The 15,134-nt window shown below is 75.3% G+C and carries 10 protein-coding genes and 1 pseudogene; 6 read left to right on the top strand and 5 right to left on the bottom strand.

Annotated features, from left to right (window positions below):
• The first annotated feature begins 25 nt into the window (after nt 1-25).
• Both V1L54_RS09545 and V1L54_RS09540 read left to right on the top strand, forming a co-directional pair.
• Nucleotides 26-520, top strand: coding sequence for an SSI family serine proteinase inhibitor (locus V1L54_RS09545; protein ID WP_330117470.1), 495 nt, complete (start codon nt 26-28; stop codon nt 518-520).
• Nucleotides 521-703: 183 nt separating this feature from the next.
• Nucleotides 704-4,567 carry a PAS domain-containing protein gene (locus V1L54_RS09540; RefSeq protein WP_330117469.1) on the top strand — a complete coding sequence of 1,288 codons (3,864 nt, stop codon included), beginning with the start codon at nt 704-706 and terminating at the stop codon, nt 4,565-4,567.
• A gap of 66 nt (nt 4,568-4,633) precedes the next feature.
• On the opposite strand, the gene V1L54_RS09535 is transcribed toward V1L54_RS09540, so the two are convergent.
• From V1L54_RS09535 to V1L54_RS09525, 3 genes and pseudogenes are all read right to left on the bottom strand, one after another.
• On the bottom strand, nt 4,634-5,650 hold the full coding sequence (locus V1L54_RS09535; protein WP_330117468.1) for a questin oxidase family protein: 1,017 nt from the start codon (nt 5,648-5,650) through the stop codon (nt 4,634-4,636).
• Between the two features lie 132 nt (nt 5,651-5,782).
• Entirely contained in the window at nt 5,783-7,435 is a 1,653-nt protein-coding gene (locus V1L54_RS09530) for a long-chain fatty acid--CoA ligase (RefSeq protein ID WP_330117467.1), read from the bottom strand.
• 358 nt (nt 7,436-7,793) lie between these two features.
• Nucleotides 7,794-8,309 (bottom strand): annotated as a pseudogene (locus tag V1L54_RS09525) (SigE family RNA polymerase sigma factor); the annotation flags it as partial.
• Between the two features lie 665 nt (nt 8,310-8,974).
• Between V1L54_RS09525 and V1L54_RS09520 the strand changes: the two are divergent.
• The 4 genes from V1L54_RS09520 to V1L54_RS09505 all read left to right on the top strand — a co-directional run bounded on the left by V1L54_RS09520 (nt 8,975) and on the right by V1L54_RS09505 (nt 13,170).
• Nucleotides 8,975-9,898 carry an ABC transporter ATP-binding protein gene (locus V1L54_RS09520; protein WP_330117466.1) on the top strand — a complete coding sequence of 308 codons (924 nt, stop codon included), beginning with the start codon at nt 8,975-8,977 and terminating at the stop codon, nt 9,896-9,898.
• On the top strand, nt 9,895-10,746 hold the full coding sequence (locus tag V1L54_RS09515) for an ABC transporter permease (RefSeq protein WP_330117465.1): 852 nt from the start codon (nt 9,895-9,897) through the stop codon (nt 10,744-10,746). The genes V1L54_RS09520 and V1L54_RS09515 overlap by 4 nt, the downstream gene beginning before the upstream one ends.
• Nucleotides 10,747-10,885: 139 nt before the next feature.
• A complete protein-coding gene (locus V1L54_RS09510; protein WP_330117535.1) occupies nt 10,886-11,599 on the top strand; it encodes a response regulator transcription factor in 714 nt (237 codons plus the stop codon).
• 59 nt (nt 11,600-11,658) lie between these two features.
• Nucleotides 11,659-13,170: a sensor histidine kinase gene (locus V1L54_RS09505; RefSeq protein WP_330117464.1), complete on the top strand. Its 1,512-nt coding sequence runs from the start codon at nt 11,659-11,661 to the stop codon at nt 13,168-13,170.
• Between the two features lie 228 nt (nt 13,171-13,398).
• Here V1L54_RS09505 and V1L54_RS09500 read toward each other — a convergent pair whose 3' ends face one another.
• On the bottom strand, nt 13,399-13,836 hold the full coding sequence (locus V1L54_RS09500) for a DUF6892 domain-containing protein (protein ID WP_330117463.1): 438 nt from the start codon (nt 13,834-13,836) through the stop codon (nt 13,399-13,401).
• 105 nt (nt 13,837-13,941) lie between these two features.
• Nucleotides 13,942-14,910, bottom strand: coding sequence for an SAM-dependent methyltransferase (locus V1L54_RS09495; RefSeq protein ID WP_330117462.1), 969 nt, complete (start codon nt 14,908-14,910; stop codon nt 13,942-13,944).
• Nucleotides 14,911-15,134 lie beyond the last annotated feature (224 nt).

Genomic DNA, 15,134 nt, shown 5'->3' with positions numbered 1-15,134 from the left:
GCAGCACAGACAGACAGGAGCCGCCATGCCGCGCCACCGCACCACCGCCGTCCTCGCCGGGACCGTCCTCGCCGGGACCGCCGTCCTGTCCGCCGTCGCCGTGCCGGCGGCGGCGGACACCGTACGCCCCCGGCCCGGGCACGACACGCACCGGCCCGTCGCCTCGCCCGCCCGGCAGGACCAGCTCACCTTCACCGTCACCGAGAGCAAGCCGGTCATCGGCGGGACGACGCGGACCCAGCGCAGGTACACCCTCCACTGCCACCCCGCCGGCGGCAGCCACCCCGACCCGCTCGCCGCCTGCGAGGCCCTCGACCGGGCGGACGACGGCCCGGCGAGCCCCTGGGAGCCCGTCCCGCCGGGCACCCCGTGCGCCCAGATCTACGGCGGACCGGCCACCGCCCGGGTCACCGGGACCTGGCGCGGCCGCCCGGTGAACGCCGCCTTCGACCGCACCGACGGCTGCGAGATCGCCCGCTGGGACGCGCTCGTGCCCGCCCTCCCCGACCAGCGGAAGTGACGAACGCCATACCCACGGGCGGAACCCGGTCTCCTGTTCTCCGCATGCTCCGCACGCATCCGCCGTCGCTTCCGCTACGGCTGGCCGTAGACTCCCCCCAGTGGCACGCACAGGAGAACGGCACACCCACCGCGCTCCCGGTGCCGCCACCGGGCACTGGCTGGTCAGCAGGGAGGATGCGTCGTGAGCAGCAGGCCATCCCGAGGCGCTGCTCGCCTCGCCGCCATACTGGACGCCCTGCCGGACGCGTTGCTGCTGGTGAACTGCAACGGCACGGTCGTCAACGCCAACAGCATCGCGCTGGAGGTCTTCGAGTCACCGGGTACCGCCCTGGTCGGGCGCGGGCTGCTGGATCTGCTGCCCGACTTCGACTCCAAGCTCATCCCGGGCTCGATGCGCCGCCCCGACGACGTCCCGCAGCCGCGTACGAAGCCGAAGCGGATGGTGGCGCGGCGCACCGACGGGAGCCAGTTCGTGGTCGAGGTGACCAGCGCCAACCTGGACGGCCGCACCCCCTACGAGTCGTCCTTCGAGGCCGCCTTCGCCGACCACGGCGGCAACGGCTACACCGGTGACGAGCTGCTGATGCTGGTCGTCCGCGACCTGACCGGCACCGTCGACACCGAGGCCGAGCTGGCCCGGCAGCAGCGCCAGACCGAGATGATCCTGCGCGCCGCCGCCGAGGGCGTGATCGGGGTGGACACCGAGGGCCGGATCGTCCTGGTCAATCCGGCAGCCGCCCAGATCCTCGGCCACCGGGCGAGCGATCTGGGCGGGCAGAAGCTGCATCCGCTGGTGCACCACTCCCGGCCCGACGGCAGCCCGCTGCCGTACGAGGAGACACCGCTGGCGGACACCCTGCGCTCGGGGCGCAAGCACCGGGTGCGCGGGCGGCAGGTGCTGTGGACCAAGAACGGCCGCGCGGTGCCGGTGAACATGACGACCGCGCCCGTGCGGGACGGCGACCAGCTCGTCGGCGCGGTGCTGGCCTTCACCGACCGCACCGCCTACGACGAGCTCGCGGCGCGCCACCGGCAGCTGCTGTCCCTGCTGGAGAGCGGGCTGCGCGGGCCGCTGGAGCAGCTGCGCGGCGAGCTGGGCGGGCTGGCGGCCGACCCGGCCGGGCAGCTGTGGCCGGAGGCGAACCAGATCCTGCACTACCTGGCGGCCGGCTACACCCGGATGACCACGCTGCTGGACAACGTGCTCAGCTACCAGCGGCTGGACTCCGGCGGCGAGAGGCTGCGGCGCGAGACGGTGCCGCTGGAGGAGGTCGTCTCGGCCGGTGTGGAGGGCGCGGTCGAGCTGATCGGGCCGGGGCGCGCGCAGTTCGCGGTGCACGCCCCGCCCGTCGACGTGGAGGTCGACCCGGTGCGGCTGGCGCAGGCGCTGGCGCACCTGGTGGCCGATGTCGCCGGGGTCGACGCGACCGGCAACGCCGTCCAGGGCGCCGCCACCGGCGACTCGACGATCGTGGTGGCGGCGGCACAGCGCGGCGACGTCGTACGGATCGAGGTGCGCGGGCCGTACGGCGGCGGCAGCCCGGTCCACGAGCCGCTCGTGCGCGGGATCGTGCGGCAGCACGGCGGTGTGCTGCAGACCCACCGGGTGCCGGGGGCGGGCGGCGAGAGCTACGTCCTGGAGGTGCCGGTGGGCTCCCCGGACCCGGAGGTCGCGGAGCGGCGCCGGGCGGCGCAGCGGCCCGAGGCGCCGCCACCGGCGGCGGATCCGGCACAGCAGTCCGCCCGGGACGTGCCGTACGCGCAGCAGACCGGGGAGACGGAGACCGGTGTGGGCGGCGGCCGGACGGGCGGCGGGGCGATCGCGCTGCCCGCGGGCAGCGGCGGTACGGCTCCCGCGTCCGTGCCCGTGCCCGCGCGGCCCCAGCAGTCCCCGGCGCCCTTTCCCGTCTCCGCCGGGACGGACGGGGGCGGCGGTGCCCCGCCCGTCCCGGCCGGTACGGGGCGCCGCCGGGCACGGCGCGCCCTGGCCCCGGTCGAGGAACGCACGGACACCGCGGGCGCGGAGGGCGGTGCGGAGAGCGACGCGCACAGCGGTGCGCACGCGATGCCGCAGCCGTCCTCCTCTTCCACCCCGGGCCCCGCTCCGGTCCCAGCCCCGTCCCCGAACGGGACGGGCGTGCCCGCCTTCCCGCAGCAGGCGGGACCGGGCGGCGGCCGGCGCGCCCGGCGGGCCGCCGAACCCGAGGTCGCGCCGGAGCGCACGGCGTTCGCGCTGCCGCCCGCGGCCCCGGCTCCGGCTCCGGAACCCGCACAGCAGCAGGCCCAGCAGCCACAGCAGCCCCAGGCACGGACCGGTCTCCAGACCCGGACACCACCGCCTTTCCCCGTTCCCGGAGGTTCCGGGGGGTCCGGGGTTCCCGAGGCCCCGGCACCCGAGAGCGACCGGCCCACCGGCCGGCGCCGCCGCGTACCGCCGGCCCAGGAGACGCCTGCGGAGGCGGCGCCCCGGCCGCCGGCCCCGCAGGCTCCACAGGCCGCTCCGCCGGTGCCCGAACCACAGCCGCAGGCACAGTCGCAGCCGCAGCCGTCCCCGGGCGAGGCGGGTACGCCCGCGCAGGCCCCCGGACCCGGTCCCGAGCCCGGGCAGACCGCCGAGCACGGCCAGGCCGAGGACCCCGAGCAGTCCTCCCGGCCCGATCTCACCGTGGTCGCGGCCAGCCCCATCCTGGGCGGCGCGGTGCCGCCCACGGCCGCGCCCCGGCACCGGGCGCTGCCGATGCCGGGCAGCGAGACCTCCTCGGAGCACACCTCCGGTGTCAGCGTGCGCACTCTCGGCCAGGGGGTGCCCTTCGGCCGCCAGGGGAACGAGCAGCACTCGGGGCAGTACCCGGTACCGCAGTCGGGGCAGCAGTCGGGCCAGTACCCCGTTCCCCAGGAGCCCCAGGCGCCCCAGCAACAGCCGGCCGCGGGACAGCAGCCCGCGGCCCCCGCCGCGGGCACCGCCCCGGGCCGCCGCCGCAAGCTGGCGGCCCCGCCCGAGGAGGGCGAGCGCGCCGCGGCGGCCGCCGCCGCGGCCGCCGGTGCCGTACCGGGCACCCAGCCGCAGGCTCCGTCCCGGCAGCCGTCCGTGTCCCAGTCACCTCAATCACCGCAGCCGCCCCAGCCTCCCCACCCCCCGGCCGCACCCCACGCGCCCGCACCCGGGTCGGCGGACGGCGGCGGACGGGAGTTCGCGATCGGCGCGCCCGAGGCCGGGGCCGCCGAGGGACCGGAGCCGCTGGACGGTCCGGGGGGCGCCGTCGAGGTGACCCCGGCCGCCGGACCGCCGGTGCCGATGCCCGCCGACGACGAACTGCCGCCCGAGCCGCTGGACAACCCCCGGCGGCTGCTGGTGTGGCCCGAGCCGGACGTCTCCACCCAGCAGGCCCTGACCGACCGCGGCTACCGCCCCGTGATCGTCCACTCCCGCGAGGAGGTGGACGCCCAGATCGCGGCGTATCCGGCGGCTCTGTTCGTGGACCCGCTGACCGGCCCGATCACCCGTACCGCCCTGCAGTCGCTGCGCCAGGCCGCCGTCGCCGCCGAGGTGCCGGTGCTGGTGACGGCCGGGCTGGGGCAGGCCTCCCGGGAGGCGGCGTACGGCGCGGACCCGGCCGTCCTCCTCAAGGCGCTGGCGCCGCGCGACAGCGAGCAGCACCCGCCGCGGGTGCTGCTGGTGGAGGAGCACGCGGAGATCGCGGAGGCCTTCGCGGCGACGCTGGAGCGGCGCGGCATGCACACCGCGCACGCCCCCACGGACGCGGACGCGGTGCAGGTCGCCGAGCAGATCCGGCCGAACCTGGTGGTGATGGACCTGATGCAGGTGCGCCGCCGCCGGGCCGGGATCATCGACTGGCTGCGGGTGAACGGCCTGCTCAACCGCACGCCGTTCGTCGTCTACACCTCCACGGGCATCGATCCGGACGAACTGTTCCGGCTGGCCTCCGGCGAGACGGTGCTCTTCCTCGCCGAGCGCTCCACCACCCCGGAGGTGCAGTCGCGCATCGTGGACCTGCTGGCGAAGATCGGGGCCGGGGCCGGCTGACCGCCGGCCGCGACCCCGGCCCCGGCCTCCGGGGCAGTACGCCTGACGGCGGTTCAGGCCGGCGGTTCAGGTCAGCGGCTCGCTCAGCTCGACGCAGCGCAGCGCCGCCGCCAGCGCCTGCTCGCCGCCGACGTCGAGGGCCGTGTCGGTCAGCTTGACGACGTGTTCGTCGCCGTGCGCCAGGGCCTGTTCGAGGACCTCCTCGGGGGTGAACGTGCCCGGCGGGGCGTACGCGACCGGCGCGCGGGGCGCGTACATCGCGGTCACCGCCGCGGACGCCGTCCAGGCGGCCCGCAGGCTCGGTACCCACAGCTCGCGCGGCAGCGCGGGCAGGGTGCGCAGTACGGCGTTGGGCGCGGTGGCCGCGTGGACCAGCATCGTCGGCTCGCCGTGGCCGTGGGTGGCGTACCGGTGGGTGGCCGCCCGCACCAGTTCGGTGAGGCGGCGGTGCGCCTCGGCCGGGTCCGTGACCGCGTCCGCGGCCGTCCACACCGGCAGGCCCGTGACGCGGCCGAGCCGGTCGTCGAAGCCGCCGTCCTGTTCCGCGAGGGGTTCCACCGCGTCGAGGGCGGCGGCAGCGCCGTCGGCGCCGGGCAGCGCGGCGAGGTGCGGCACGGGGTGGTGCCGGGCGGCCCAGTAGCCGAGGCCGTGGGCGAGTTCGGCCAGCCGCGGCCCGGTGGCCTCCCCGGCCAGCAGGGTGCGCACCGCGTGGCCCACCCGGATCACCGGGTGCGTCGCGCCGCCGTGCACACCGGGCAGGAGGCGGGGCCACCACTCGGCCAGCACCTCGCGCCAGGGGCGTTCGGCGAGCGCGCGGCCGAAGTGGTCGATCCAGTCGGCGGCGCGGCGCGGATCGCCGAGTGCCGGGCGCCAGTTCGCCGCGGTGACCGGTTCGACGCCGGACGGGAAGTCCTCGAGTCTGTGCGTGTACAGGTCCAGCCACCGGTGCACCGAGTCGGCCCGGCCGCGCGCGGCGAGGGCCTCGACGACCATCGGCGCGTGGTTGGTGAGCCGTCCCCACCGCTCCGGTCCCGAGCCGTGCAGTCGCTGGAGTGCCTCGTCGAGTACGCCCGTCGTGTCCATGGTGAGGACGGTAGGTGAGACGCCACGGCGGCGTAACGGGCGGAAGGCCTACGACCGGGGTCGGGTCCGCGGCTGGGTCCTACGGCCGGGTCCGGCGCAGGACCGGCGCGCCGGACGCGGCGGCGGAACCGCCTAGAGCCGGGTGACGTCCAGCTCGCCCCCGGCGTACCGCGCCCGCAGCACCTTCTTGTCGAACTTGCCGACGCTCGTCTTCGGCACCGCCGGGATCACCGCCCAGCGCTCGGGGAGCTGCCAGTGTGCGACCTTGTCGGCGAGGAAGTCGCGCAGTTCCTCGTACGAGACCTCCCCGGCGTCCTCCTTCAGGACGACCGTGGCCAGCGGGCGTTCGCCCCACTTCTCGTCGGGCACGGCCACCACCGCCGCCTCGGCGACGGCCGGATGGCCCATGAGCTGGTTCTCCAGCTCCACCGACGAGATCCACTCGCCGCCGGACTTGATGACGTCCTTGGCGCGGTCGGTCAGCGTCAGATAGCCGTCGGGGGTGATGGTGCCGACGTCGCCGGTGCGCAGCCAGCCGTCCGGGCTGAACCTGTCCTCGGGGCGGATCGGCTCGGCGCCCGCGCCCCCGTAGTACGCCCCCGCGATCCAGGGCCCGCGCACCTCCAGCTCACCGGCGGACTCCCCGTCCCACGGCATCTCGGAGCCGTCCGGCCCGATCAGCCGCGCCTCGACGGAGGCGGGGAAGCGGCCCTGGCTGACGCGGTACGGCCAGGCATCCTCCTCGCTCAGCCCGCCCGGCGGGTGGCCGACGGTGCCCAGCGGGGAGGTCTCCGTCATGCCCCAGGCGTGGACGACCCGCACCCCGTGCCGCTCCTCGAAGACGCGCATCAGGGACGGCGGGCAGGCCGAGCCGCCGATGGTGACGTGCCGCAGGGAGGAGATGTCGCGCGGCCGCTCGGCCAGTTCGGCCAGCAGCCCCTGCCAGATGGTGGGGACGGCCGCGGAGTGGGTGGGGCGCTCGGCCTCGATCATCTCGGCGAGCGGGGCGGGCTGGAGGAAGCGGTCCGGCATCAGCATGTTGACGCCGGTCATGAAGGCCGCGTGCGGCAGCCCCCAGGCGTTGACGTGGAACATCGGCACCACGGGGAGGGTGGTGTCGGCGTCCGTCAGCCCCATGGACTCACTCATGTTGACCTGCATCGAGTGCAGGTAGACGGAGCGGTGCGAGTAGACGACGCCCTTGGGGTCGCCGGTGGTGCCGGAGGTGTAGCACATGGCCGCGGCGGTGCGCTCGTCCAGCTCCGGCCAGTCGTACGCGGTGGGCCGGCCGGCGAGCAGCGTCTCGTAGTCGTGGACGGCGGGGCGGCAGCCGTCCAGCAGGGAGGTGTCGCCGGGGCCGACGACCACGACGTGCTCGACGGTGTCCAGGCGCGGCAGCAGGGGCGCGAGCAGCGGCAGCAGCGAGCCGTCGACCAGGATCACCCGGTCGGCGGCGTGGCCCACGATCCAGACCAGCTGCTCGGCCGGGAGACGGAGGTTGAGGGTGTGCAGGACCGATCCCATGGCCGGGATCGCGAAGTACGCCTCGACGTGCTCGGCGTTGTTCCACATCAGGGTGGCCACCCGGTCGTCCCGGGCGATGCCGAGCCCGTCCCGCAGGGCGTGCGCGAGCTGGGCCGTACGCTCCCCGGTCTCGGCGAACGTCCGCCGCCGCGGCTCGCCGTCCCCGGTCCAGGTGGTGATCCGCGACCGTCCGTGCACCGTGGTGCCGTGACGCAGGATGCGCGAGACGGTCAGCGGTACGTCCTGCATCGTGCTCAGCACCGGGCCTCCCGAAGAGAGATACGGGCGCCGCCCGCGGGCGGCGCGGTCGTTCCTCCGGCAGCCTGCCACCGACCGATCGGTATGTCACCAGGGCGGACCGGAGGTGTCACCGCCCTCCGCCGCGCTCCGCCGCCCCACGTCCCTTCCGGTACGCGGTGCCGCGTGCCTACCGCGGCTACGCGGCGGCGGCCGTCACCGGTCCCGTCCCGAGGCCCTCGGCGCGGCGGCCCGCCCGTACGCCGTCCCGTACATCCCGCACCTCCGCGGCACCGGCCGCGCCGTCCGTCCCCGCCGTCGCGCCTGCCGCCGTCCTCGTCCCGTCCCCCTCGTCCGGCGCGGTGCCGCGCGCCTCGGCCAGCAGATGCACGTCCTCCCGGAGCTTGGCCAGCGCCCGCGACACCGCGCTCTTGACGGTGCCGACGGATACCCCGAGCACCGCGGCGGTCTGCGCCTCGCTGAGGTCCTCGTAGTACCGCAGGACGACCATGGCCCGCTGCCGGGCCGGGAGCCTCAGCACCGCCCGCCACACCGCGTCGCGCAGCGCCTGCAGCTCGGCGGGGTCGTCCGCCGGCACCGCCGTCTCGGGCTCGGGCAGCTCGTCGCAGGCGTACTCGTCCACCCGGCGCTTGCGCCACTGCGAGGTGCGGGTGTTGAGCAGCGCGCGGCGCACGTAGCCGTCGAGGGCGCGCTGGTCCTCGATGCGCTCCCAGGCCAGATAGGTCTTGGCCAGGGCGGTCTGGAGCAGGTCCTCGGCGTCGGCCGGGTTGCCGGTGAGCGAGCGGGCCGTGCGCAGCAGCACCGGGCCGCGCGCCCGTACGTACGAGGTGAACGTCAGGCGCGCCCCGGCCGCGGTGGTTCCCCCTTGAGTGGTCATGGCCCAACGCTAGGTTCCGCGCCCTGCGCCGGAATCGGCCGCAGGTCCCGATGCCGGGTCCCCCTCAAGTCGGAGGGGAGGCGCCGGATACACCTCCCGGGGGTGTAGGGGGGCACCGGCCCCCTCTCAGGGTCCCCGCGGAGTCCCCCGTGTCCCCCTCCCGCACACGACGGCGCGGCCGCACTCCCGGTGCGGCCGCGCCGTGCATCCCTTCTCCCATCGGGCACCCGCCGGTTCCCCGCCCGGCCGGCACCCCGTCGGCTCAGCGGAGCCGGTGAAGCACGTGCACCGCCGCGACGGGGCGGACGGTGCGGATACCTGCCATGTCCTCCTCCAGGAGCGTCCGTTGGGCTTCTTCCGGTTCAGCGACGTCGCGCCACCAGACTGCCCACCGGAAACCCGGCAAACCGCCGCCAACGACTCATTCCCCCGCACGAATGACGACGTGTCGATAAACCACCGCACAACCGCACCACCCGTTCGGCCCCGTCCCCTCGGCCCGTACCCGGCTGATCCTCCGCGGCCGTCGTCCGAGGGTTTCCTGTGAGCGGTCCGTCCCGGCGGCGCACGGGCGGGCGCCGGGGCGCGGCCCGGGGCGCCGGACTCACAGGGTTCTCCCAGAAGCTCTCAGGGAACGGCCGGACCGGCCCGCCAGGATCCGTCCCATGACAGCGATCGACGTACGGGGACTGACCAAGCGGTACGGCCCCGACACCGTGGTGGACGACCTGTCGTTCACCGTCGAGCCCGGGCAGGTGACCGGTTTCCTCGGCCCCAACGGCGCCGGCAAGTCCACCACCATGAAGATGATCCTGGGGCTGGCCGCCCCCACCCGGGGTTCCGCCACCATCGGCGGCCGCCGCTACCGCGATCTTCCCGTGCCCCTGACCGAGGTGGGCGCGCTGCTCGACGCCGGTGCCGTCCACGACAGCCGGACGGCGTACAGCCATCTGCTGGCGCTCGCCGCGAGCAACGGCCTCCCCCGGCACCAGGTCGGCGAGGTGCTCGCCCGGACCGGGCTGGAGGGCGTGGCCCGCAGACGGGTCGGCGGGTTCTCGCTCGGCATGCGGCAGCGGCTCGGCATCGCGGCGGCGCTGCTCGGCGACCCGCGGGTGCTGATCTTCGACGAGCCGGTGAACGGGCTCGACCCCGAGGGCATCCGCTGGATCCGGGCCTTCATGCGCTCCCTCGCCCGCGAGGGCCGGGCGGTGCTGGTCTCCAGCCACCTCATGAACGAGATGGCGCAGACCGCCGACCACCTGGTCGTCATCGGCCGGGGCCGGCTCATCGCCGACACCGGCATGAGCGAGTTCCTGCGTACGCGCGGCGAGGGCGCCGTACTCGTCCGCACGCCCGAGCCGGACTCCCTCGCCTCCCGGCTGACCGCCGCCGGGGCCACCGTGCGGGAGGGCCCCGAATCCTCGCTCCTCGTCTCCGGCCTGACGGGGGAGGAGATCGGCCGGCTCGCCGTCCACCACGGCGTCCCGCTCAGCGAACTCACCCCGCAGCGACCCTCGCTGGAGGACGCCTTCATGGAACTGACCAGGGACAGCGTCGAGTACCGGGGACACCGGGAGGCCGTCGCATGACCCCTCACACCACCGAGCCCGCCGCCACCGCGGCCGCCGCCGGGTCCGACACCGGACCCGCCGCCGCGCCCCGGGTGACCTTCGCCCACACCCTCCGCGCGGAGTGGATCAAATTCCGCAGCCTGCGCTCCAGCTGGTACACGCTGGCCTGTCTCCTCGGGGTGGGACTCGGCATCACGTTCCTGTCCATGAGCTCCGCCGGGACGCAGTACACGGACGCGACGGCCGAGGAACGGCAGGACTGGGATCCGACCAGCCTCAGCCTGACGACGTACATCGTCGCCCAGCTGATCATCGGTGTGCTGGGCACCCTGGTCGTCACCTCCGAGTACGCGACCGGCCTGATGCGGACCTCGCTGGCCGCCACACCCCGCAGGCACCGGCTGCTGGCGGCCAAGCTGGTGGTGGCCACCGCCGTCGCCGTGGTGGCGGGCCAGGCGCTGATGTTCGCCGCCTTCCTCATCGGCCAGGCCCTCCTGCGCGGGCAGGACGTGCCCAGCGCGGGGCTCGGCGATCCCGGGGTGCTCTCCGCCGTGGCGGGCGGTGGGCTCTACCTCGCGGCGATCGCGCTGCTCGCCGCCGGTCTCGGCACGCTCATGCGGGCCACGGCGGGCGCGCTCACCACCCTGGTGGGAATCATCTTCCTGGTGCCCGGCCTCGCGGGCCTCTTCCCCGCCTGGCTCGAGGGCCTCCTCGACTTCTGGCCGACGGCGGGCGCGGCCGCGGTCCTCGCGACGGTCCCGGATCCCGACTACCCGCACCCCTGGCTGAACCTGGGCGGGATGTGCCTCGGCGTCGCCGCCGTGCTGGCCGTCGCGTTCGTCGTCTTCCGGCGCCGTGACGTGTGATGTGCGGGCCCGTGGTACCCGGCGGACCGCTCGCGGGCGGGCCCCGGAGCCGGTCCTCCGTATCCTGGCCGACGTGGAGCGACCGGACCAGAAGGCGCGGGAGACCCGGGAGGCCCGGGAGGCCCGGGTGCCCGGGGTCATGACGCCCCGGGAAGGCGGCGCCGAACGGCTGCTGGTGGTGGACGACGAGCCCACCGTCCGCGAGCTGCTCTCCGCGACGCTGCGCTTCGCCGGCTTCCGGGTGACCTCCGCGGCGACCGGTGCCGAGGCGGTCGCCGCGGCCACCGAGGAGCCCCCCGACCTGGTGCTGCTCGACGTCATGCTGCCGGACATGGACGGCTTCGAGGTGGTGCGGCGGCTGCGCGAGCGGCGCGCGGCGGGCCCCGGCGGGCCGGTGCCCGTCCTCTTCCTCACCGCCCGGGACCGCCAGGCCGACAAGGTCACCGGCCTCTCCCTCGGCGCCGACGACTACGTGACGAAGCCCTTCGACCTGGAGGAGCTGATCGCCCGGATCCGCGCGATCCTCCGCCGCACCACGGGCAACCGGACCGGCGTGCTGACGGCGGGCACGCTCGCGCTCGATCCCGAAGGGCACCAGGTGACGCGGGCGGGGCGGCCCGTCCGCGTCTCCCCCACCGAGTTCCGGCTGCTGCGCTACCTGATGGAGAACGCCGGGCGCGTGGTGTCCAAGGCGCAGATCCTCGACCGGGTGTGGGCCTACGACTTCGGCGGCGACGCCGGCATCGTCGACACCTACATCTCCTATCTGCGGCGCAAGGTCGACACCGAGGAGCCCAGGCTCATCCACACCGTGCACGGCGTGGGCTACGTGCTGCGGGAGCCCCGGCGGTGAGGCGGGTGAGGCGGCCACCGGGACACCCGCCGCACCGACTCTCGCCGTACCGACTCTCGTTGCACCGGCTCTCGCTGCGGGCCCGGCTGCTGCTGCTCACCACGGGCCTGCTGCTGGCCGGGCTGGGCCTCGTCGGCGCGGTCGTCTCCGACCATCTGGAGCGCTACCAGATCGACCGCATGGACGACCGGCTGCGCTCGCTCACCGAGCTCCTCTCCCGGGTCCCGGCCACCGGGCCGCCCGAGGTGGGCGGTGCCCGCGCCCGTCCCGAACTCCTCGGCCCCGGGCTCGACCTGTTCGGCGCCCCGTACCTGGTGTACCTGGACGCGGACGGCGCGATGGCGGGGGACGTCCACTCCCCCCGGCTGGACGGCGCGGCCCTGCCGCCGCGCGACGCACTGCGCACCGTCCCCGCCGACGGGACGGCCGTCGGCCTGCCCGCCGCGGACGGCTCGGGACGCTGGCGGGCCGTCGCCCGGCCGGCCACCGGATGGGACGGGACGGTGATCGCCGCCGCGCCGCTCACCGAGGCCGACGCCACCGTCGCCCGGCTGCGGACGAGCAGCCTGGCCGGCGGCGCCGTCCTGCTCGTCCTGCTCACCGCGGTCGGCTGGTTCGCCCTCGGCCGGGGCCTGCGGCCGCTGCGCCGGATCGAGCACACGGCGGCCGCGATCGCCGGCGGCGACCTCACCCGGCGCGTACCCGTCCTCGCCCCGCCCGGCACGGAGATCGGGCATCTCGCGGCCTCGCTCAACACCATGCTCGGCCAGCTCGAACGGGCCTTCGCCGACCGGGCGGCGTCCGAGGCCCGGATGCGTACCTTCGTCTCGGACGTCAGCCACGAGCTGCGCACCCCGCTCTTCGTCATCAAGGGCTCGGCCGAGCTGCACCGGATGGGCGGGCTGCCCGGGCCGGCCGACGTCGACCGGGCGATGCGCCGCATCGAGCGCGAGGCCACCCGGCTCACCGCCCTCACCGAGGACCTGCTGCTGCTCGCCCGGCTCGACGAGGCCCCCGAGGGGCAGCTCGACCGGGCCCCGATGGATCTGCGCACCCTGGCGGGCGACGCCCGGCACGATCTGCGCGCCCTCGACGCGTCCCGCCCGGTCGAGCTCACCGGGCCGGGCGGCACCGGCCCGCCCGGCCCGGCCCCGGTCCACGCCGACGAGGGCCGGCTGCGGCAGGTCGTCGCCAACCTCGTGGGGAACGCCGCCGCCCACACCCCGCCGGGCACCCCCGTCCGCATCGGCGTCGGCACGGCGGGCGGCCGCGCCGTACTCGAAGTGGCCGACGAGGGACCGGGGATGACGGCCGGGCAGGCGGACCGCGTCTTCGACCGCTTCTACCGGACCGACCGCTCCCGGAACCGCTCGGACGGCGCCGACGCGGGGCTCGGACTCGCCATCGCCCGCTCCCTCGCCCGGGCCCACGGCGGCGACGTCGAGCTGGAGACCGCCCTCGGCGAGGGCGCCCGCTTCCGGCTGGCACTGCCCCTGGCCCCGCCGCCGCTCCCGCCGTCACCGTCGCCTTCGTCAGCACCGCCACCGCTGCCGCCGCCGGACCGGGGCTGAGGTTCCGGCGACGCCCGAGGACGACTGGCAGACCGTCCTCGACCGGCGCCTCAGGGAGTGGCGAGTAGTGCAGCTCAAGGCCGCCGTCCGCGACGCCCACGAGTCCGCCGCGGAGACGTGGCGGGAAATGGGCTACACGGTTGATCCGCCGAGGAAGCTGAAGCCTCAAAGGGGGAATCCCGACTCGACTGGCCATGACCCCGCCCCGGCCCGCCGGGCCGCCCGCGATCAGTCGACGGCGATGTCCCGGGCCGCGAGTGTCTCGTGCTTGCCCGGGACGTCGATCCCGCAGGAGTCCGCGCCGATGATGCGCCCGAGGTTCGGCAGGAGGGGGAGATCGTCGAGCGAGCGGACGTCGGACAGGTCGTCCTCACCGTCCCAGACCGGGGCGCACTCCATGTACACCTGATGGCCGCCGTCGAGGACCAGCGTGTCCACGGTCGCCAGCAACTCGTCACCGATGTGCAGCCGTTCGAAGAAGTCGCGGGCCTCGTCGAGCACCGTGTACGCCAGGCCGTTGTCCTCCACGTAGTCGTAGAGGCTGGTGACGCCCTTCTTCTTCCGCATGTACGCACTCATGCTGAACGGCGGGGTGAGCGTCCGGTCCCAGTACATGAGCTTCTCGACGACCAGCAGCTTGAAGTCGAAGTCGCGGAAGGCGGTCACGGGCACAAGGGTTATCACCCGCCTGTGACAGCGAGTCGACGGGCGCGGCACGCCACCGGGGCGCGGAACCCCCGGTGCGGGCCGGCGGATCAACGGACCAGCGGGTCAGCCGGCGGGTTTGCGCATGACGACGAGCCTGCCCAGAGGGCTGGCGACGATCCGGGTGTCCCGGAATCCGGCCGCGTGCCCCTCGGCGGCCAGGTCCTCGGCGGACATCCCCCAGGCGATGTGCTGCTGCCGGTAGAAGAGCCGGTCGAGCCGGGTGCGTGTCGAGGGCTCCTCCGGTCCGCTCTCCGGCGGAAACAGCTCCTGCACCAGCAGCAGGCCGTCCGGGCGCAGCGCGCGGAAGATCGCAGCGAGGGTGTCCGCACGGGCTTCCGCGGGGAAGAACACCTGTGCCCAGTAGGAAACCGTGAAGATCGACTCGTCGCGCAGGACACGGGCGTCGGCGGTCCGGACGTCCACCCGATCGGCGACACCGGCGTCCCGGGCACGGCGGCCGAGTTCGGCCGCGACCTCCGGGACGGTCTCGACGCCGACGGCGCGAAGCCCGTCGAACAGGGTGAGCGTGGTCAGCAGCGCGCCGCCGACGCCGCTGCCCACGTCCAGCAGGGGACCGCCCTGTTCGAGCCGGTCCCGGTAGTCGCCCAGCGTCTCGTAGAGCATCCCGTACAGCTGCCGGGCCCCGGGCGTCGCCCGCACTCCCCAGTCGCGGGCAAGCCGCAGCGCCTGCTCACCGTCGGGGCGACGCTGCTGGCCGGTCGGCCGGACAGCCTGCGCGACCTGGGCACGTGCCAGTTCCACGCCGCCGAGCACGGTCGACACGTCGACGCCGGAGGCCCCGGCGACGAGCGCGTCGAAGGCGGGGCTCAGCCGGAACGACTTCTCGCCGTCCTGCACCACACCGGCCGAGACGAGAACGGCCAGGACGTTCGAGACCTGCTCGGCGGAAACCCCGGTGACGGACGCCAGCTCGGCGGCGCTCATGTCGTCGCGCAGCCGTTCGAGCCAGCCCGCACGGTGCGCGGCCCGGACGAGTTCGATGAGTTCCAGGCCCTCGGCCCAGCCCTTCATCACGGACCGTGCCGTCAGCGCGGCCTGCAGTCCGTCGATCCCTGGTCGTGTTCGTTCTCGCCGCGCACTGCCGTCCCGCTTCCCTGACTTCGATTTCCCGGCTCGCGGGCCACGGGCCGTCCCCTCCGGCCGGTGGCCGAGTCGTGTCCCCGAGAGGACTCGGCCATCTCGGTGGACGACGACGCGGTGCACCTGGTTCACTCCGGCGCCCCGGCATCCCGGCG

It is taken from the genome of Streptomyces rubellus (assembly GCF_036323805.1).
GTDB lineage: Bacteria > Actinomycetota > Actinomycetes > Streptomycetales > Streptomycetaceae > Streptomyces.
The sequence above is the reverse complement of the archived record's forward strand: the minus strand, read 5'-3'. Positions and strand labels throughout refer to the sequence as shown.

What these genes read in the sequence shown, in the direction of transcription:
- V1L54_RS09545 (WP_330117470.1), top strand. Translation starts at nt 26, where the DNA reads ATGCCGCGCCACCGCACCACCGCCGTCCTCGCCGGGACCGTCCTCGCC.
- V1L54_RS09520 (WP_330117466.1), top strand. Translation starts at nt 8,975, where the DNA reads ATGACAGCGATCGACGTACGGGGACTGACCAAGCGGTACGGCCCCGAC.
- V1L54_RS09535 (WP_330117468.1), bottom strand. Translation starts at nt 5,650, where the DNA reads ATGGACACGACGGGCGTACTCGACGAGGCACTCCAGCGACTGCACGGC.
- V1L54_RS09515 (WP_330117465.1), top strand. Translation starts at nt 9,895, where the DNA reads ATGACCCCTCACACCACCGAGCCCGCCGCCACCGCGGCCGCCGCCGGG.
- V1L54_RS09510 (WP_330117535.1), top strand. Translation starts at nt 10,886, where the DNA reads ATGACGCCCCGGGAAGGCGGCGCCGAACGGCTGCTGGTGGTGGACGAC.
- V1L54_RS09495 (WP_330117462.1), bottom strand. Translation starts at nt 14,910, where the DNA reads ATGAAGGGCTGGGCCGAGGGCCTGGAACTCATCGAACTCGTCCGGGCC.